The 17,281-nt window shown below is 68.6% G+C and carries 19 protein-coding genes; 16 read left to right on the top strand and 3 right to left on the bottom strand.

All coding sequences use genetic code 11. The features are described 5' to 3' along the window. Position 1: 1 nt before the first annotated feature. From fliF to OIK40_RS13230, 16 genes are read left to right on the top strand one after another with little or no spacing between them, the layout of a single operon-like run. Positions 2–1,669 (top strand): flagellar basal-body MS-ring/collar protein FliF, encoded by a 1,668-nt coding sequence (gene fliF, locus OIK40_RS13155; RefSeq protein ID WP_273678806.1) that lies wholly within the window; start codon positions 2–4, stop codon positions 1,667–1,669. Beyond that, positions 1,666–2,709 (top strand): flagellar motor switch protein FliG, encoded by a 1,044-nt coding sequence (fliG, locus tag OIK40_RS13160; RefSeq protein WP_273678807.1) that lies wholly within the window; start codon positions 1,666–1,668, stop codon positions 2,707–2,709. Before fliF ends, fliG begins: the two co-directional genes overlap by 4 nt. Next, a complete protein-coding gene (locus OIK40_RS13165; protein ID WP_273678808.1) occupies positions 2,693–3,337 on the top strand; it encodes a FliH/SctL family protein in 645 nt (214 codons plus the stop codon). Before fliG ends, OIK40_RS13165 begins: the two co-directional genes overlap by 17 nt. Next, positions 3,334–4,668, top strand: coding sequence for a FliI/YscN family ATPase (locus tag OIK40_RS13170; protein WP_374211815.1), 1,335 nt, complete (start codon positions 3,334–3,336; stop codon positions 4,666–4,668). The genes OIK40_RS13165 and OIK40_RS13170 overlap by 4 nt, the downstream gene beginning before the upstream one ends. Beyond that, a complete protein-coding gene (locus OIK40_RS13175) occupies positions 4,661–5,086 on the top strand; it encodes a hypothetical protein (protein WP_273678809.1) in 426 nt (141 codons plus the stop codon). Before OIK40_RS13170 ends, OIK40_RS13175 begins: the two co-directional genes overlap by 8 nt. A gap of 39 nt (positions 5,087–5,125) precedes the next feature. Further along, positions 5,126–6,427 (top strand): hypothetical protein, encoded by a 1,302-nt coding sequence (locus tag OIK40_RS13180; RefSeq protein WP_273678810.1) that lies wholly within the window; start codon positions 5,126–5,128, stop codon positions 6,425–6,427. A 33-nt stretch (positions 6,428–6,460) separates the two neighbouring features. Further along, positions 6,461–7,075, top strand: a complete 615-nt coding sequence (locus tag OIK40_RS13185) for a flagellar basal body-associated FliL family protein (RefSeq protein WP_309557577.1) — start codon at positions 6,461–6,463, stop codon at positions 7,073–7,075. After that, positions 7,072–8,025: a flagellar motor switch protein FliM gene (locus OIK40_RS13190; RefSeq protein ID WP_273678811.1), complete on the top strand. Its 954-nt coding sequence runs from the start codon at positions 7,072–7,074 to the stop codon at positions 8,023–8,025. Before OIK40_RS13185 ends, OIK40_RS13190 begins: the two co-directional genes overlap by 4 nt. Next, a complete protein-coding gene (locus OIK40_RS13195; protein WP_273678812.1) occupies positions 8,022–8,360 on the top strand; it encodes a FliM/FliN family flagellar motor switch protein in 339 nt (112 codons plus the stop codon). Before OIK40_RS13190 ends, OIK40_RS13195 begins: the two co-directional genes overlap by 4 nt. A gap of 13 nt (positions 8,361–8,373) precedes the next feature. Next, the gene (locus OIK40_RS13200; RefSeq protein WP_273678813.1) at positions 8,374–8,661 is read left to right on the top strand and encodes a flagellar biosynthetic protein FliO; all 288 of its coding nucleotides are present in this window, start codon (positions 8,374–8,376) and stop codon (positions 8,659–8,661) included. After that, positions 8,661–9,470, top strand: coding sequence for a flagellar type III secretion system pore protein FliP (gene fliP, locus OIK40_RS13205; protein WP_374211816.1), 810 nt, complete (start codon positions 8,661–8,663; stop codon positions 9,468–9,470). The genes OIK40_RS13200 and fliP overlap by 1 nt, the downstream gene beginning before the upstream one ends. Continuing rightward, positions 9,470–9,742, top strand: coding sequence for a flagellar biosynthetic protein FliQ (locus OIK40_RS13210; protein ID WP_273678814.1), 273 nt, complete (start codon positions 9,470–9,472; stop codon positions 9,740–9,742). Before fliP ends, OIK40_RS13210 begins: the two co-directional genes overlap by 1 nt. Before the next feature lie 4 nt (positions 9,743–9,746). Beyond that, on the top strand, positions 9,747–10,538 hold the full coding sequence (locus OIK40_RS13215) for a flagellar biosynthetic protein FliR (RefSeq protein WP_273678815.1): 792 nt from the start codon (positions 9,747–9,749) through the stop codon (positions 10,536–10,538). An 18-nt stretch (positions 10,539–10,556) separates the two neighbouring features. Beyond that, positions 10,557–11,693, top strand: coding sequence for an EscU/YscU/HrcU family type III secretion system export apparatus switch protein (locus OIK40_RS13220; protein ID WP_273678816.1), 1,137 nt, complete (start codon positions 10,557–10,559; stop codon positions 11,691–11,693). A gap of 30 nt (positions 11,694–11,723) precedes the next feature. After that, entirely contained in the window at positions 11,724–13,154 is a 1,431-nt protein-coding gene (gene fliD / locus OIK40_RS13225; RefSeq protein WP_273678817.1) for a flagellar filament capping protein FliD, read from the top strand. Positions 13,155–13,166: 12 nt separating this feature from the next. After that, positions 13,167–13,535, top strand: a complete 369-nt coding sequence (locus OIK40_RS13230) for a flagellar protein FliS (RefSeq protein WP_273678818.1) — start codon at positions 13,167–13,169, stop codon at positions 13,533–13,535. 67 nt (positions 13,536–13,602) lie between these two features. On the opposite strand, the gene OIK40_RS13235 is transcribed toward OIK40_RS13230, so the two are convergent. Genes OIK40_RS13235 through OIK40_RS13245 form a run of 3 tightly spaced genes read right to left on the bottom strand, consistent with a single transcriptional unit; the run spans position 13,603 to position 17,132 of the window. Continuing rightward, positions 13,603–14,478 (bottom strand): alpha/beta hydrolase, encoded by an 876-nt coding sequence (locus tag OIK40_RS13235; protein ID WP_273678819.1) that lies wholly within the window; start codon positions 14,476–14,478, stop codon positions 13,603–13,605. Positions 14,479–14,533: 55 nt separating this feature from the next. After that, positions 14,534–16,027 carry a lipopolysaccharide biosynthesis protein gene (locus tag OIK40_RS13240; protein ID WP_273678820.1) on the bottom strand — a complete coding sequence of 498 codons (1,494 nt, stop codon included), beginning with the start codon at positions 16,025–16,027 and terminating at the stop codon, positions 14,534–14,536. Beyond that, entirely contained in the window at positions 16,020–17,132 is a 1,113-nt protein-coding gene (locus tag OIK40_RS13245) for a GNAT family N-acetyltransferase (protein ID WP_273678821.1), read from the bottom strand. The genes OIK40_RS13240 and OIK40_RS13245 overlap by 8 nt, the downstream gene beginning before the upstream one ends. Positions 17,133–17,281: the final 149 nt, after the last annotated feature.

Below are 17,281 nucleotides of genomic sequence, written 5' to 3' on the forward strand. Positions count from 1 at the left end.
GATGGCCGAAGCTGCACTTCCGGTCGCCGCCGATGGCGCGGCCAGCCTCCCGGCTACGCCCCCGCAACCCGGCTGGCGCACCCTGCTGCCCGAGCCCGTGGCGGAATTCATGGCCCAGCCTGCGCTTTCGCGCGCCTTGCCTGCCCTTGCGGGGGTTGGCGCGCTGGCGGCAGCGGGGGCCTTGTGGATGACGCTCGCCTCCGGGCCGGACCGCGTACTCTACACCAGTCTTACCGATGCCGAACGCGCCAAGGTGGTGGCAACGCTCGACGCGGGCGGGATCGGCTATGTGATCGACAACCAGACAGGCGCCTTGTCGGTGGCGGAGGACGATGTCTACCGCGCGCGCATGCTGGTCGCCAGCGATGCCGGGATTGCCGCGCCCGAAGGTGCGAGCGATATGCTCGATGCAATCCCGCTCGGCTCCTCGCGCACGCTTGAAGGCGAACGGCTGCGGCTGGCGCGCGAACGCGAGCTGATGCTGACGATCCGCGAGATCGATGGAATCGAAAGCGTGCGCGTCCATCTCGCCACCCCAGAACGTTCGGTTTTCGTGCGCGAGAACAGCGCCCCCAGCGCTTCGGTGATGCTGCGGCTGGTGAGCGGGCGCAGCCTCAGCCAGACGCAGGTCGAAGCGATCGTCAATCTGGTCGCCGCATCGGTGCCGGGCATGAGCGCGGATGCGGTGCGGGTGGTCGATCAGAACGGACGCCTGCTTTCCTCCCCGCGCGCCGATGCGCTTGACGGGCTGGTGCTTCAGCGCGAGTTCGAGGCCAAGCTGCGCGAACAGATCGACACGCTGCTGCTGCCCCTGCTGGGCGAAGGCAATTATTCCGCGCAGGTGCAGGCCGCGCTTGACCAGAAGGAAGTCACCTCCGCGCGCGAGACCTATGAGAAAGAAGGCGTGGTGCGTTCGGAAAGCGAGCGCAACGCGACCCGCAGTGGTTCTGCGCCGGTGGGCGGCGTGCCGGGGGTTCCGGCCAACACCCCGCCGCCCGATGCGACGCTGGTCGATGGACCGCCGCAGCCTGCTACGCCCGCCGCCGGTGCCAATCCGACCGACAGCGAAAGCGCGGTACAGCGCAGTTACGAACTGGGCCGCGAGGTTGCCGTCACCAACACCCGCCCGGGCGGGCTGACCAGGCTTTCGGTCGCAGTCGCGGTAAGCGACGCGGCGCTCAAGAAAGCCGCGCCGATGACCGCCGCCCAGCTCGAAGCGCTTGTTGCTGCGGCCGTCGGTGCCGATGCGGCACGCGGCGATAAGGTCGAGGTAGTAGCGAGCAAGTTCGAACCGGCCAGCATGGAAGCGCCCGCATTCTACGAACAGCCGTGGTTCGCGATGCTGGTGCGTTACGGCACGGCGTTGCTGGCGGTGCTGCTGGTGCTGCTGTTCGCGGTGCGCCCGCTGATCGGCAAGCTGCGCGGGAAAAATGAAACTGTCGCTGCCGCCACGAGCGGCAATGCCGCGCCATTGGCGGTGATCGGCGATGACAGCGTTGATCGCGTGCCTCTGAACGAGATGGCGCAGGGCGCTGCGCTGGGTGATCTGCCGCGCCAGGTGGAACTGGCCCGTCGTCTTGCCGCAAGTCAGCCCGAACGCGCGGTCGAGGCCTTGCAGCGCATGCTGGCCGCGCCCGCCGACACTGGCCCGGAGGCCAGCGCGTCATGAGTATCGACCTTGCCCTGAACGACGCGGCGGCCACTCGCGCGTCCGAAACCCTGCTCAACCGGATAGACCGTGCCGCGGTGTTCCTGATGCTGCTCGGCGACGAGGAGGCGAGCGGCATTCTGGCGCGCCTGTCTCCGCATGAGCTGGAGAAGATCGGCGCGGCAATGATCGCACTGGGCGAGATCGATCAGCCCCGCATGGCCGAGGCTTTGGCCGATTTCGCGGACGAGGCGTCGCGCGAGATATTGCCCCAGTCCGGCCGCAACGACCGGGTGCGTGCGTTGCTCGACAAGGCGCTCGGCCCGGCGCGGGCCGACAGCATGATGCAGCGGATCGAGCCCGAGGCCCGTCCGCGCAGCGTCGAAATGGCGCGCTGGCTGGTGCCGCCGGTGCTGGTGCGGCTGATCGAGGATGAACACCCGCAGGTGATCGCCGCGCTGCTGCTGCTGATCGAACCCGAACCCGCCGCCGAAGTGCTGGCCGCTTTGCCGCCTGCACTTCAGACGCAGGTGGTCGAACGGGTGGCGCGCAGCGGTGCGATTGCCCCGCAGGCGATCGCGACCATCGATACGCTGCTGACCCAGCGGATCACCGCCACCTTTGGCGCGGCGGCGCTGGCGCTGGGCGGACCGCGGGAGGCGGCCAACCTCATCAATCTGGCCGCGGGCGATCTGCGCAACACGGTGCTGCCCGAAATTGCCGACCGCGATGCCCCGCTGGCTTCGCGGATCGAGGAGGAGCTGTTCACCTTCGAAATGCTGTTCGAACTCGATCCGATGTCGATGGGCAGGTTGCTACGCGACGTCGATTCCGAAAAGCTGGTCGATGCGCTCAAGGGCCTAAAGGAACCCGAGCGCACGCCCTTCTTCGCCGCCATGTCGAGCCGCGCTGCGGACGGCGTGCGCGACGAAATCGAACTGCGCGGGCGCGTGGCGAAGAGCGAGGTCATGGCCGCCCAGCGCGCCATCGTCGAAATTGCACGCGGGCTGGCCGAAACGGGCGAGATCGTGATCGGAAACGGCAATGGCGAATTCGTCTGATTGGCTCGGCGCGATCGCCGAAGCCCCCGCGCCGCAGCCCGGCTGGCTGGCCTTGCTTGGCGAGCCTGCGGATTTCCGCGAAGCCCTGCCGTTCCGCAGCAATGATCCTGTCCCCGTCCCCGTCCCCGAATCCGAAGTCGCGCATGCTGCCGAACCTGATCCTGAACCCGCGCCCGATGCGCTGGCCCTGGCCTATGCCGAAGGCGAGGCCGCCGGACGCGCGGCGGCGCTGGCAGAGGCCGAACGCGGCGCTGTCCGTCAACGCGCGCTGCGGCTGGCCTTTCGCCAGCTTGACGAGGCGGCGGCAGAAGTGCTCGCTTCCGATCTTGCCGATACCGTGATCGCACTGTGCGCCGGGGTGCTGGCCGAACATGCCGTCGACCGCGCAGGCCTGCTCGCCCGGTGCCACGCTGCGGCGGCGCGGATCGGCGGCGCGGCGGGGGCGTTGCGGTTGCATCTCCATCCCGACGACATCGCAGGGTTCGAATCCGGGGCGCTGGGCGACTGGAGCGTGATCGCGGACTCCGCGCTGGAACGCGGCGCGCTCCTGCTTGAAGGGCCGGATGGCGCGGTGCGCGACGGCCCGGCCGACTGGCGCCGCGCGATTGCCGACGCGGTGCGCGGATGATTGCCGAATTGCAGCTTGACCTTGCCCGGATGCGCGCGGCACCGGTTGCATCCGGCCCGGTGCTGACCGGGCGCGTCGTCTCCTGCGATGGCGGGTTGATCGAGGTCGCGGGCCTGCCGCTGCCGGTCGGCTCGCTCGGGGTGATCGAAAATGGCGCGGGCAGTGAAAGTCTGGCCGAAGTGATCGGTTTTCGTGCCGGCCATTCGCTGATGATGCTGCTGGGTGATACCATGCTGCTGCGTCCGCGGGCGAGCGTGCGTGCGCTCGGCCATCCGGGCGAGGTGCGGGTGGGCGAGGCGTTGCTTGGCCGCGCGGTCGATGCGCTGGGCCAGCCGATCGACGGCGGGCCGCGGCTCGATCTGCCGCATGCCTGGCCGCTTGCCGGACAGCGCGAGGGCGCCCTGGAGCGCGCCAGCGTCGCCGCGCCGTTCGATTGCGGTGTGCGCGCGATCAACGCGCTGGCGACGATGGGTGTCGGGCAGAGGCTCGGCATCATGGCCGGATCGGGCGTCGGCAAATCGGTGCTGGTCGATACCGTCGCGGGCCATGCGGTGGCCGATGTTACCGTGGTCGCGTTGATCGGGGAGCGGGCGCGCGAGGTTTCGGACTTCGTCAATCGCCACATGTCGGGCGCGCGGCGCGGCGGGATTGTGGTGGTGGCAGTGCCTGCCGATCACGCTCCCAACCTGCGACTGCGCGCCGCGCAATATGCCAGTTCCATCGCCGAATATTTCCGTTCGCAGGGCAAGCGCGTGCTGCTTATCCTCGACAGCCTTACCCGCGTTGCCCACGCCGCGCGCGAGCTGGCGCTGGTGCTGGGCGAGCCCGGCGCGGCGCGCGGCTATCCCCCTTCCGCGCTCGCCGCGATCACCCGGCTGGTGGAACGCGCGGGCAATTCGGCGCGGACGGGCGGGGCAGTGACCGGCATCTACACCGTGCTGGCCGACGGCGACGATGCCAATGATCCGGTGGTCGATACCGCGCGCGCGATCCTTGACGGGCATATCGTGCTGTCGCGCGAACTGGCCCAGCGCGGCCACTATCCGGCGATCGACGTGCCTGCCTCGCTCAGCCGGGTGATGGACGATCTCGTCCCGCCCGATATCGCCCGCGCCGCGCGACATCTGCGCGCACTGATCGCCGCGCGCGAGGAGAACCGCGATCTGGTGCTGATGGGGGCCTATCGCGCGGGCTCGGACCCGCTGCTCGACGAGGCGCTGGCGATGAGCGGGGCGGTGGATGCTTTCTTGACCCAGGCGCGGGGCGAGGCCGAACCGCTCGCCGCCAGCCATGCTGCCCTTGCCGCGCTGATGGACCGGGCCGGTGCGTGAGAAGCGCCGGCTGGCGCTGATCCGGCGGCAGGCGCTGATTGCGACAGTGGCGCGGCGGCAGGCGTTGCGCGGGCTTGCCGACGCGCTGGAGGCCGAGACGCGCAGTCAGGCCATCGCTGCGCGCAGCCGCACGCTGGTTGCCGCCAGCGCGCCGCAGCCCGGCGCAATGGCGGCCGAGGTGTTTGCCGCGCGCGCCGCCTTCACCGCCAGCCTCACCCAGCTGGCCGATACCGCCGCCGATGCCGCCGCCGATGCCGCGCGCCAGTCGGCATGGCAGGCCGACACGTTGGCCGAGGCCGACACCCGCGCCAAACGCCTTGCCGAGCGCGAGGCCGCGGCGCGCGCCGCGCTGGAGGCTGTGAAACTGCGGCGCGAACAGGCGGATACGCCGCTGCTGGCACGCAAGTTGCAGTCCTGATGCACATAGCCTTCGATACCCTGTGACAAGGATGATGCGATGATCCCCTTCCTGCCCGATCTGCCCATGACCACCGGCCCGCTCGCTGCGCTGCCCGGCGCCGCGACGGGTACGGGAGGCAATGTGGCCGGCAATCCCGGCGGCAATGCCGGTGCAGGCGGCGCACGGATGGTGCCGGACTTCGCCGGATTGCTCGATGCGGCGACGCCCGCCCGGATAGCCTTGCCATCGCAGAGTGCGCTGCCCGATGCCGCCCCGTCCGGCACGATCCTGCCGGAAAGCGGCACCGCTTTGCCGCCCTTTGCCGCTCTTGTGCCAACACCCGATGCGACGCCTGTGATCGCCGCAGCGCCCGCGCCGGAGGCTGCCCTTGCGCCGGTCACAAAGCCCGGGGACGAGGTTGCCGAACCGGAGACACCGCACAAAGCCGAAAGCGCGGATAGCGCGGCAGCCGGAGGCGAGGTGCTCCAGGCGGCTCCCACCGCCGCGCCTGCGCCAACACCCGTGCAGGCCCCCGTGCCCGCTCTCGTGTTGGCTCCGCCTCCCGCACCCGCACCGGCTGCTCTGCCTGCTGCCCGAACTGTTCCTGCCGCCGGGCCCGTGGCTATGCGGGGCGCACCGAACACGCCTGTCGCCCCGCGCCTGCCTGCGGCGACAGGCGAACCGGTCGCCGATGATATGCTTGCCGAACAGCTTGCGCCCGCCTTGCCGGACGGCCTTGCCGAAACCGCAACCCGGCCCGCCGCCGCCGCGTCATCCGGCAGTCCGGCACCCCAATCCGCGCCCCATGCGCCGATGGCACCGCCGCCCGCCGCCGGCCCCGCTCCGGTGACCGAGCGCGCCGAACCGCGCGCGCCCGCGCCCCAGCTCGAATCTGCCATCGCGCAGGTCGGCGAGATCCGCGAGGCGCTGCGCAGCGCGCGGCCCGAGATGACCTTGCGGCACGCCGAATTCGGATTTGTCTCGCTTAGGATTGAGGCTGCCGCCACGTCGCAGGACTGGCGCGCGGTGCTGGCGAGCCGCGATCCGGGCTTCGTTCCCGCCATTCAGGCCGCGCTGGCCGAACGCGGGGTTGCACTTTCTGCCGACACGTCCGCCACCGGTGCCGGAACCGGTCAGGGCAGCGGTTCCTCCGGCTCCTCCGACAGGACTTACGGGTTTTCCCAGGGGTCGGGGCAAGGCTCGTCTCAACCATACTTGGCGCATTCAGGGAACCGTGACGAGGGGGCTTCGCAGCACCAGCACCAGCGCCAGCAGCAGCGTCGTGACGACGCGGCCCTGGCTGGCGGGACGCAGGACAACGAGGCCACCGATCATCGCCAGCGCGGCCTGTTCGCCTGAACCGGCGCGGCGGCAACAGGGAGTTGAGATTTCATGTCCAAGGGCAAGGACAAAGAGGAATGGGACGGCGTCGACCGGCGCCAGTCGAAAGGCGGCGCGGGCAAGGGCGGGCTGATCAAGATCGTCCTCGGCGCGGTGCTGTTGCTCGCACTCGGCGCGGGCGGAGCCTATGGCGCCTATGCCGCGGGCCTGTTCGGCGGCGCCAAGGGCGCGCATGAACCCGACGAGCCCAAGCTGGTGCTCAAGGGCGACAAAGACCCCTATCCCCTGCCCGGTGCCGAGAAGCAAAAGGACGCCCCCGCCCCGGTCTATGGCGAAGGCGGCAGCAAGTACCGCACCGCCTATTACAGCTTCGAGGAAAGCTTCACCTCCAACCTCGCGGATTCGCCGGGGCTGGTGCAAGTCGAACTGGCGGTATCGACCCGCCGCGACGGGCGGGTGCTGCAATGGGTGCAGAACCACGAACTGGCGATCCGTTCGGCAATCCTCGCCCAGCTTGCCGCCACCACCGAGGCCGAAGTCTATGACGTCGAGGGCAAGAAGAAGCTCGCTACGCGCCTGACCCGTGCGGTCAACGCCGTGCTTGAGGAGAACGAGGGCTTCGGCGGCATTGATGCGGTGCATTTCCGGGGGTTTCTGGTCCAATGAGGCTGGCGCATGATTTCGCCGCCGTCCGGCCCGCTGCGCAGCACTGCTGCGAACTGACCGCCCATGGCGCAGCGCGTGGCCCGCGTCCGGAAGAGCGCGCGGCTTTGATGACGGCATGGCGGCGCGACCTTGCCCGCTTGCTTGCCGAAGATCTTTCCCCGCTGCTTTCGGGTGACCGGCTCGAGGTGAACCTGCCAGAGCCGGAGACTCTGTCCGGTCATGCTGTGCTCGAACGCATCGGCCCGGTCGCCGCCAATGCGCTGCTGCGCTGCGGCGTAGCGAGGGAGACCGCGCTGGTTGCCTTCGACTTTGCGACCGCCATTGCCCTGACCGACCGGAGCTTCGGCGGTGACGGCAAACGCGCCGAACCCGCACCCCACCAGCTTCCGCGATCTTCCGCGCTGCTGGTGGACGAGATTGCCGCGATCATCGCGCTGGGGATCACTCGTGCCAGCCTTGGCGATGCGGTGCTGCCCGCCGGTGCGGAGCCGGCAAGCGAAGTGATCATCCGCAGCGATAGCGCCGCGCGTCTGAAACCCTTTGCGGCTGATGCAGAAGTGTTGCTGTTCCCGATCGCCATCGCCAACCGCGAGGGGGCCGAATGGCATTGCCTGCTCGCTATCGCCGCCGATCGGATGGAGCGCTTGTTACCCGTGCCCGGCCGCACGGGTGCGCTGCCCGCTCGCCGCGAACCGCGCCAGCCTGCCAGCCCGCTGGCCGCGCCCTTTGCCGGGGTTCCCCTGCCGCTGCACGTGGTGCTGGCCGAAGTCGATCTGTCGCTGGCGCGGCTCCAGGCGCTTGCTCCGGGCGACCGGCTCCCGCTCGCCATGGGCCGCCAGGTGCCGCTGTTGCTGGGCGACAAGCCGATCGCCCATGGCAGCATCGGCACGCTTGAAGATCGCATGGCGATCCGCCTCACCCGCTTTCCCGCAGAAGGACTTGCCCGATGAGTGAATTCCAGCCCGCCGCCTTCCAGCGCTTCGGCGCGGTCGCCGTGCGCCTGTCGGTCGAACTGGGCCGCACCGAAATGCCGCTGCGCGATGTCCTGATGCTGGGCGAGGGGAGCACCGTGATGCTTGACCGGCTGACCGACGAACTGCTCGACGTTACCGCCAATGGCCGCGTGATTGCGCGCGGCGAGGTGGTGGCGGAAAAGGGCCGCTTTGCGCTGCGGATCGTCCATCTGGTGGGCGAGGACGGGCAGGAAATCCCGGCCGCTGACGCGCCGCCTGCCGATGCTGCCATGCCCGCCGATCCGGCGGTCGGCGCGGCGGACGCGCTCTGAGCGGGGCGGGGCGATGCTCGAATATCTCCTGCGGCTCGCGCTGCTGCTGCCGCTGCTGGCAGGCCTGATCTGGGGGAGCCTGTGGCTCACCCGGTTCATGCAGGCGCGCCTTTCCGGACAGCCCGGTAGCGGCGGACGCCAGCTCCAGCTGATCGAAACCAGCCTGATCGCGCCGGGAATGAAGCTGGCCGTGGTGCGCTTTCGCGATCGCGACATCCTGCTCGGCTGCACGCGCCAGGGCATGGTGCGGCTGGGCGAGGCATCCGCGCCTTCCGGCGATCTGCTGCCGGAGACCGAGTGATGCACCGCCTTGCGATCCTGCGAACGGCATTGCTGTGCCTTGCCGCGTTAACCATGTTTTTCGCGTCGCCCGACTGGGCGCACGCGGCCGCGCCCGCCGCCTCAGCCCCTAACCCCGTGGCGGCGGGCGTCGGCACTGCTATCGAGCGCGCTCTGGGAGAGAACGGCGCGGGCGATGACAGCCCGCTGAGCCTTTCGCTCCAGCTGCTGGTGGTGATGGGCCTGCTCACCATCCTGCCCGCGCTGGTGCTGATGATGACCAGCTTCCTGCGCATTCTGGTGGTGCTGGCGATATTGCGTCAGGCGCTGGGCCTGCAAGGTTCGCCCCCGGGGCAGGTGCTCGCCGGTCTGGCGCTGTTCCTGTCGCTGTTCGTGATGGCCCCGACGCTGGAGACCGTGAACGCGCAGGCGATCGCGCCCTATGCCGCCGGAACCATCGGCGCGGATGCCGCGATTGCGCAGGCGGGCGATGCATTTCACGCCTTCATGATCCGTCAGACGCGCGAGGCAAACCTGATGATGTTCACCGATATCGCCGGGGGTGGCAGCTTCGCTAGCGGCGCGGATGTGCCCTTTTCGATCCTGCTGCCGGCTTTCGTCACCAGCGAGCTGGAGACCGCGTTCCAGATCGGCTTCATGATCTTCCTGCCGTTCCTCGTGATCGATCTTGTGGTGGCGAGCGTGCTGATGAGCCTCGGCATGATGATGCTGTCACCCACGATCATCTCCCTGCCGTTCAAGCTGCTGCTGTTCGTGCTGGTCGATGGCTGGGCGCTGCTGATGGGCAGTCTGGCGATGAGTTTCGCCTGATGGGCGAGGATGCACAGCTGCTCGCGCTGGCCGACCAGACGCTGTGGGTCACGGCGCTGATCGCCGGGCCGGTGCTGGTCGCCGCGCTGGTGGTGGGCCTTGTGGTCGGGATCATCCAGGCCGCGACGTCGGTGAACGAACAGACCCTCAGCTTCATTCCCAAGCTGGCGATCACCGCGCTGGTATTCGTGGTGCTGGGCGGTGCGATGATGGCGCTGCTGGGCGACTTCCTGCGCGAAATCATGGCGCAGGTGGCGCAGATTTCGGCGTAAGCGCATGAACATCCTCGACTTCGGCTTTGCCAGTATCGAGGCGCAGCTGTGGCAGATCCTGTTCCTGTCGATCCGCTGCGGGGCGGCCCTGCTGGCCGCGCCGATGGTGGGCGGCATGGCGGTGCCCGCGCCGGTGCGCATCCTGCTGTCGATCGTGCTGGGCTTTTTCGTCGCCAGCTGGGTGCCGATCGCCCCTGCGCCCGAGATGCTGAGTTTCGCCGCCGTGCTGGCGGTGCTGCATGAAGTGCTGGTGGGCACGGCGCTCGGCTTTGTCCTGCAACTCGCCTTCGCCATACCGCTGATCGCGGCCGAACAGATTTCGGGCACCATGGGCCTTGCCATCGCGACCTCGATCGATCCGACCAGCGGGGCGCAATCGGGCGCGCTCGGCACCTTTTTCGGGCTGGTGCTGAGCCTATTGTTCTATGCCATCGGCGCGCATCTGTTGTGGTTCGAATTGCTGGTCGAAAGCTACCGCCTGCTTCCTGCGGGCGAGTTTGCCTTCGGGGCATGGCGGGCGCAGAGCATCGGGCTGTTCATGGGCTATGGCCTTGCCACTGCCGCCGCCATCGCGCTGCCGGTGGTGCTTGTGCTGCTGCTGGTGCAGGTGGTGACGGGCCTCGTCGCCCGCTCCGCTCCGGCGCTCAACCTGTTCGCGCTGGGCCTGCCCGCCGGCGTGCTGGCCGGGATCGCCGCGCTGATCATCGCCGTGCCGGTGATGGTGGAGCAGTTCAGCGGCGTGATCGAGACCGCGCTCGATCAATCCGCCGCGCTGATCGCGCCGGAGCCGCGCTGATGGCTGAAGAGACGCGCCATGGCTGAAGAGACTCCGGGCGAAAAGACCTTCGCGCCGACTGCCAAGCGCCGCGCCGATGCCGCCAAAAAGGGCGACGTGCTGCGTTCCAAGGAGGTGGCGGTGCTCGCCGCGACCGGCACGGGCGCGCTCGCGCTGTTCGGCTTTGGCCCATGGTTGGCGGAAAGCCTCGCCCATACCGCGCGCGCCGGTTTCACCTTCGATCGCCGCGCGCTTGACGGGTTTGCCCCCGGCGCGCTGGTGGCCGACGCTGCCGCGGCTATCCTTCCCCCCGTGATGACGCTGGGGTTGGCGGTGGCGGGGATCACCATCGCGTCGCAGCTGCTGCTGGGAGAGGGGCGCTTCAACCCCGGCAATGCCGCGTTCAAGGCGTCGCGGATCAATCCGCTGTCGGGCCTCAAACGCATCCTCGGCTGGCAGGGGCTGATCGAACTGGGCAAGGGGCTGCTGAAACTGGGGCTGCTGGGCGGGATCGCGTGGTTCTGGGCCGGGGCGCATCTGCCCGGACTGATGATGCTGGGGCGCAGCCCGCTGGAGGCGCAGATCGGGCTTGCGGCGGGTGCGATTGTCAGTCTGGTCGGCGCGCTGCTGGCCGGGCTCGCAGTGATCGCGGCGGTGGATTACCCGCTGCAACGTTTCCAGCGCGACAAGCGGCTGAAGATGAGCCTGCAGGACATGCGGGATGAGAATAAGGAGGCCGAAGGCTCCCCCGAGATGAAATCGGCGCGCCGCCAGCGGCAGCGCGATCTGGCGCGCGGCGGCGTGGCCAAGGCGATGAAGGACGCGCAGTTCGTGATCGTCAACCCGCTGCACTTTGCCGTGGCGCTGACTTATGATCCCGCGCTCGCGCCCGCACCCGTGGTGCTGGCCAAAGGGCGCGGCGACACCGCGCTCGCGATGCGTGAGATTGCGGGGGAGGAAGGCCTGCCGCTGCTCGAATATCCGCAGCTCGCCCGCGCGGTCTATTTTACCACCCAGCCGAACCAGATGGTGCGCGAAGAACTCTACGTCGCGATCGCCGCGCTGGTGGCTTTCGTCATGGCATTGAAGCGCGGCCAGCATCCGCGCCGCCCGGTGATCGACGTGCCGCCCGAGCTGCGTTTCGACGGCAACGGAAAGCGCGAGATTCCCGCTTAAGACCTGCGCCTTTCAGCCGTTCTTCCGGGCATGGAAAACGCAGGCTCCTCGATCATCTCCGCGCTTGGCGCAGGCAGCGGTATCGATTTCATCGCGCTGGCCGACAATATCTCCGAAGCCAGCTTCGCCTTTCAGCGCCAGACGGTGGAGGCGCGGCGCGAAACGCTCGAAGCGCAGATTTCGGCTGCGGCGCAGCTGCGCGGCGCGGTGACGAGCCTTTCCAGCGCGCTGGGCGACCGGATCCGCAACGGCGACCTCGCCCCGCGCGGCGAGCTGGGCAATCCCGGCGTGGCGCGGGTGAGCGTGCCTGCGGGCCTGACCCCGCGCGGCACGTTTTCGCTTGAAGTCACCCAGCTGGCGCAGGGGCAGACGCTGGTCGGCAATGCCTATACCAGCCGCGACGATCTGGTCGGCGCGGGCACGCTGACCCTGCGTTTCGGCACCGTCGACGGAGCGGGCTTCACCGCCGATGCCGCCCGCGATCCGCTGGACATCACCGTCACTGCTGACGACACGCTGGCGACGCTGGCGGCGAAGATCACGCGCCAAAGCGGCGGCGCCGTGAGCGCCTATGTCGCCACCGGCCAGAACAGCGCGCAGCTGGTGCTGAAAGGTGCCGAAGGGGCGGCCAGCGGCTTCGTGATCGAACCGGCGGGCGCGGGCGGCGGGGCGGTGCCGGGCGATCTGTCCTATCTCGCTTGGAACCCGGCGAGCGACGCGGGCGAGCTGCGCGGAACGGCCCGCGATGCGGCCTTCCTCCTCGATACCGTGGCGATGACTAGCGCGACCAATCGCGTCAGCGGGCTGCCGGGCGGCTTCACGCTCGAACTCGCCGCCACCAACGCCGGTGCCCCCACCAGCCTCACCTTTGCCAGCAACACGTCTGCGATTTCCACGCTGATGGGCGATTTCGTCGCCGCGCTGAACGATATTGTGGCGCAGGTGAACGATCTGGCCTCGCCGCTCGGCGGAGAGCTGGGCAATGATCCCGGCGCGCGCGAATTGCGCCGCGATCTGGCCGCGCTGGCGGGGCAGGTGGTGATGCCCGGCGCGGCAGCAGGGGCTCCGCGCACGCTGGCCGATCTCGGCGTGGCGTTGAACCGCGACGGCACTTTCCGGCTCGACAGCGCGCGGCTGGGTCAGGCGATCGAGAACAGCCCCGATGCCGTCGCGGCGATGTTCACCACCGGGCCTTCAGGCGTATTCGCCACGATCGACCGCTTCGCGCGCGAAAACAGCCTCGTCAGCGATCCGGCCTCGCTCGGCGGTTCGGTGAGGCGGTTCGAGGCGCAGCTTGAACGCAGCGACGAGCGCCTTTCCCGCATTGCCGAACAGCAGGAAAACCTGCGCGAGCGGCTGACCCGTGATCTGGTTGCTGCAGAGCGCCGGGTCGCCGCGTCGCAATCGACGCTGACTTTCCTGCGCGCGCAGGTCGACCTGTGGTCGAACAGCGACCGGTAAGGACGAAAGGTGATGCAGATGTTGTCGCGCAATCCCGCCGCCGCCTATCGCCGGGTCGAACTCGATGCGCGGATCGAGGCCTCGAACCCCGCCGAACTGACCCGGATCTGTCTGGAAGAGGCGATTGCCGCACTCGGTCAGGCGCTGCTCGCGCTCGAACGCACGCCGGATGCCGTCCCGCGCGAAGCGCTGGCGCGGGCGCAGACGATCACCCTGTGGCTGGCGAGGTCGGTTTCGCCCGAGCATCCGCTGCGCGCCAGTCTCGTCACCTTCTATGGTGGTTTGGCGAACCAGATTGCGGGCAATTTCGTGCGGGCACGGGCGGAAGAAATCGCCCGCGTGCGCGGCGATCTCGGCGATCTGCTGGCGGCAGCGGGGTGAGCGGCGCAAAATGTTTCACGTGGAAGCGAAGCTCTGCAAAGCAGAAACATTTGAAGAACAAGGCCTGCTAGCCGATGAACCCGGCGATGATCCGTGCTGCGTCGGCGGGGTCTTCGAAGGGGTGGAAATGGGTGCGATCGGGGCGGTGCAGATCGGTGCCCTGCGGCAGGACCGACGCAAGATCGGGCCATGTGGGTGAGCTCTTGAAGTCGTTGAGGTCGCTCATCTGCGCGCGCACCACCAGCACCGGAATATCGACATGCCGCGCCGCATCGAGGATCGCACCATTGCTGCGGCTGGAGGCGTAGACGCTCGCCTCGACCTCTGGCGCGCAGGCCAGTTCCATACCTTCGCCCGACGCAGCCGGAACAAGGCCGTAGGTGCAGTAATCCGCGAAAACCCGTGCATCGAACAGGCAATAGGGATCCCGCGCGCGGAACCGCTCCATCATTGCCTGTGCCGAGGCGAAGTTGCGCTTGCGCCGGATCGCGGGGTGGGGATTGTCTGCCGTGTATAGCGGCTGTCCGGGCGCATAGAATTCGGGCGCGAGGATCACCGGATCGAACAGCACGAGGCGGCTGAAGGCCGAAGGGTGATCGGCGGCGACCTGCAACAGCGTGTGCGCCCCCATCGAATGGCCGATGCCGATAGCGCCGGTGATGCCCGCCTGTTCCAGAAATTCCACCACATCGCGCGCCACCACGCGCCAGTCCTCGATCGGGCCGCCGCCCGATTGGCCGTGTCCGCGCAGGTCGATCGCATAGGCGGGGTGCGCGGGGAATTGTTCGATGATCGCGTCGAATACCCGACCGTGAAACCCCGTCGCATGGGCGAAGACCAGCGGCACGGCGGCACTGTCGGTCCCGGCCCATTCGTGGACCGCAAGATCGATACCGTTGACGTGATAAAGGCAGGTGGCGGGTGCGGGACGGCTGGTGTTCATGGCCTTGCCCAACCGGATAGCGGCGGCAGTGTCAATCGCGCGCTTTTGGCAGGGGTTATTCCGCCGGAACGGGTTCGCCTTCGCTCTGCGACCGCGCGAAACGCAGGGCTTCGGTCAGCCGCTCGGGTGCGATCAGGCGGAGCGCGGCGAGGTAAAGCGCCACGCCCAGCGGAACCGCAATCGCCAGCGACAGCAGTGGTAGCACCGGCGGCATCGCCCGCAATGCCAGCGCCACCCCTGCCGCCATCGCCAGCGCGGCGGCCAGCGGCGGTGCAATCGCGTGCGCCAGCCCGCCAAGCCGTAGTCCCAGCAACCGGCCCGACAGGCGGATCGTCGCGGCGGTCAGCACCGCCATCCCGCCAACCCAGCCCCAGGCAAAGCCGGTCACACCGAAATGCGAACCCGTGAAGAAGGCCAGCGGCATGATCACACTGCCGAGCATGGTGATCCGCAGCGCCACCTGCGGCACCCCGCGCGCATTGGTCGCCGGGGCGAACAGGATCTGCAACGTCAGCATTGCCATGGCCGCGGCAAGGATCGGCAGCAGCGGGACAATCTCCAGCCATTTTTCACCCAGCAGCACCGGAACCAGCACCGGGGCGACCACCGCCAGTCCGGCATAGGCGGGCAGCGCCACCAGCATCACCAGCCGGATTGTGGCGAGCAGCGGCTCGGGCCCGACCGCCTGCTGGCGCGAATAGGCGGCATAGGCGACTTCGTTGATCGGCGGCACGAACTTGGCGGCGAGCAGCTGCGCGAGGAACAGGCCGGTGGTGTAGACCCCGAGGCTGTGCGCATCCAGCACGCGCCCGGCGATCATCACGTCGGCCTGGCTCTGCACGAACCAGAACAGCTGGGTCGCGGTCATCACCCCGCCGAAGCCGGCGATATGGCCTGCGCCCGCAAAGCGGAAGCTGGGGCGGACCGGGGCGCGGGCGGCCCATGTCATGCCGATTGCCTCGGTAAAAAACATCGCCATCGGTGCGACGACCAGCGTCCACACCCCCCAGCCCGAAAATGCCCCGGTAAGCGCGGTGCCCGCGCCCGCCAGCGCCGCGGCGAGACGAACCTGCGCGGGACGGCGGAAATCCATTTTTCGGCTGAGGATGGCGTGCGGCAGCGCGCAGAACGGCACCGCGAGATAGAGCAGCGACTGCACCCGCAAAAGCTGAGTTACCTGCGGCTGTTCGAACCACAATGCCACCAGCGGTGCGGCAAGGAATTGGATCAGTGCCAGCCCGCAATTGAGCAGGATCAGCATCCCCAGCGTCTGGCGTAGGCGTTCCTCGCTCACTTCCGGTTCGCGGATCAGCGCGGATGCCAGCCCCCAGCCGTTCATCGTGCTGAGCAGCACCAGCATCACCTGCGCCATCGCGAACAGACCGTAATCTTCCGGCGCAAGCAAGCGGATCACGATCAGCGTCGAGCACCACGAGACGATCTGCGTCAGCACCTGACTGCCCGAACGCCAGATCACCGCCGTGCGCACCTGCGCGGCGAGCGACGGGACGGGCCTGCCGGCGCCTTTCAGGGGATCGGCGTCAGGCATCGACAAGGACTTTCGGCGTCAGGGCAGAGCTTCCGCTGCGTTGCAATTCATCCCCCCACAGACGGGCGATCAGCTTCGCCAGCGGGCGGCTGCGCACCAGCAGCAGATCCGCCATATCATAGCCTGCGACCGCGCCCATTTCCCGCTTGTAACCGCTGTCTCCCGCGCCGAGGTCCATCACGCTCTGGCCGTCGTCAATCGCATCGCTCACCGCGCGGTAATTGACGATCTTGCCGACATCGTACTTGCCCAGATCGCTGACATAGGTTCCGGCGATGCCATACTGCACCGCGCCGTCGTCGCAATCGAAGCTGAAGGCGACCGCGCGGCCATCGATGGTCAGGATCGTGGCGCACAGCATTTCGGCCAGTACCGGATCGGCAATGGCAGTGCGCCAGATCCCGCGTTGCGTCTCTGTCAGGAACTTCGCGCCGCGGGTGTCGGTGGAGGATGCGATCCAGCTTGCCGCTTCGACCGCCGCGAGCTGTTCGAACACCTGATCGTTCCACCCCGCGCCGCGCACGTGGTGCCACGCCACCGTCCCGAGCTTTTGCAGGCGCCGTTCGGCGCGGGCCAGCCGTTTGGCAGTGGATGGGCGCGGCCAGCCCTGGCTGCGGGCCTGTTTCAGATCGATCAGCCAACTGGTGCCCGCCGGGCGCGACAGCACCGTCCATCCGGCCAGCTGTGCCGCCGCGATCAGCATCTGGTTGGCCGGATCGTCCATCCGCACCGGCCCGAGCCGCAAGACCCGGCCGAGAAGCTTTGGCCCGGCCCGTTCGAGCCCCTGGGCCAGTTCGACAGGATTGCAGTCTTCGGCGACCGGCGCGCCCCTGAACGGCCAATAGGCCCCGGGAACCTTGCGCAATCGCCCGATCGCCGGACCAAGCGCCACGGTGGGGAGCGCGGCGATAATCTCGCCATTTTCATCCCCGCGCCGGATCAGGAGGGTACGGCCCGGATGCTGTCCGGCACCGCCACGATACCACGCCGCGCGCAGAAAGCCGCGCCGCGCGAGGGCGCGGTCTGCGAGCGCGTCGATCTCGGGCGCGAAGCCTTCGACCGCCGTGACCGTGATACGGTCGGCTGCAATCCTGCTTTCGTACATTGCTCACCATCGCGCGCCGCCCGGAATTGCGGGCTCTTGCGGGTTTAGCGCGGCGGTGTAACCACCCGGTTAACCACCTGCGGGGGAACCGTGCGCGACGGCATTGATTGACATTGCCGGTATGCTTGGGGAAACGCGCCGCACGCACT

It is taken from the genome of Erythrobacter fulvus (assembly GCF_028595285.1).
Lineage (GTDB): Bacteria > Pseudomonadota > Alphaproteobacteria > Sphingomonadales > Sphingomonadaceae > Erythrobacter > Erythrobacter fulvus.

Bases quoted from the DNA above. Each gene is read 5' to 3' on its own strand.
- fliF (WP_273678806.1), top strand. From the start codon at position 2: ATGGCCGAAGCTGCACTTCCGGTCGCCGCCGATGGCGCGGCCAGCCTC.
- fliG (WP_273678807.1), top strand. From the start codon at position 1,666: ATGAGTATCGACCTTGCCCTGAACGACGCGGCGGCCACTCGCGCGTCC.
- OIK40_RS13165 (WP_273678808.1), top strand. From the start codon at position 2,693: ATGGCGAATTCGTCTGATTGGCTCGGCGCGATCGCCGAAGCCCCCGCG.
- OIK40_RS13170 (WP_374211815.1), top strand. From the start codon at position 3,334: ATGATTGCCGAATTGCAGCTTGACCTTGCCCGGATGCGCGCGGCACCG.
- OIK40_RS13180 (WP_273678810.1), top strand. From the start codon at position 5,126: ATGATCCCCTTCCTGCCCGATCTGCCCATGACCACCGGCCCGCTCGCT.
- OIK40_RS13185 (WP_309557577.1), top strand. From the start codon at position 6,461: ATGTCCAAGGGCAAGGACAAAGAGGAATGGGACGGCGTCGACCGGCGC.
- OIK40_RS13190 (WP_273678811.1), top strand. From the start codon at position 7,072: ATGAGGCTGGCGCATGATTTCGCCGCCGTCCGGCCCGCTGCGCAGCAC.
- OIK40_RS13195 (WP_273678812.1), top strand. From the start codon at position 8,022: ATGAGTGAATTCCAGCCCGCCGCCTTCCAGCGCTTCGGCGCGGTCGCC.
- OIK40_RS13200 (WP_273678813.1), top strand. From the start codon at position 8,374: ATGCTCGAATATCTCCTGCGGCTCGCGCTGCTGCTGCCGCTGCTGGCA.
- fliP (WP_374211816.1), top strand. From the start codon at position 8,661: ATGCACCGCCTTGCGATCCTGCGAACGGCATTGCTGTGCCTTGCCGCG.
- OIK40_RS13210 (WP_273678814.1), top strand. From the start codon at position 9,470: ATGGGCGAGGATGCACAGCTGCTCGCGCTGGCCGACCAGACGCTGTGG.
- OIK40_RS13215 (WP_273678815.1), top strand. From the start codon at position 9,747: ATGAACATCCTCGACTTCGGCTTTGCCAGTATCGAGGCGCAGCTGTGG.
- OIK40_RS13220 (WP_273678816.1), top strand. From the start codon at position 10,557: ATGGCTGAAGAGACTCCGGGCGAAAAGACCTTCGCGCCGACTGCCAAG.
- fliD (WP_273678817.1), top strand. From the start codon at position 11,724: ATGGAAAACGCAGGCTCCTCGATCATCTCCGCGCTTGGCGCAGGCAGC.
- OIK40_RS13230 (WP_273678818.1), top strand. From the start codon at position 13,167: ATGCAGATGTTGTCGCGCAATCCCGCCGCCGCCTATCGCCGGGTCGAA.
- OIK40_RS13235 (WP_273678819.1), bottom strand. From the start codon at position 14,478: ATGAACACCAGCCGTCCCGCACCCGCCACCTGCCTTTATCACGTCAAC.
- OIK40_RS13240 (WP_273678820.1), bottom strand. From the start codon at position 16,027: ATGCCTGACGCCGATCCCCTGAAAGGCGCCGGCAGGCCCGTCCCGTCG.
- OIK40_RS13245 (WP_273678821.1), bottom strand. From the start codon at position 17,132: ATGTACGAAAGCAGGATTGCAGCCGACCGTATCACGGTCACGGCGGTC.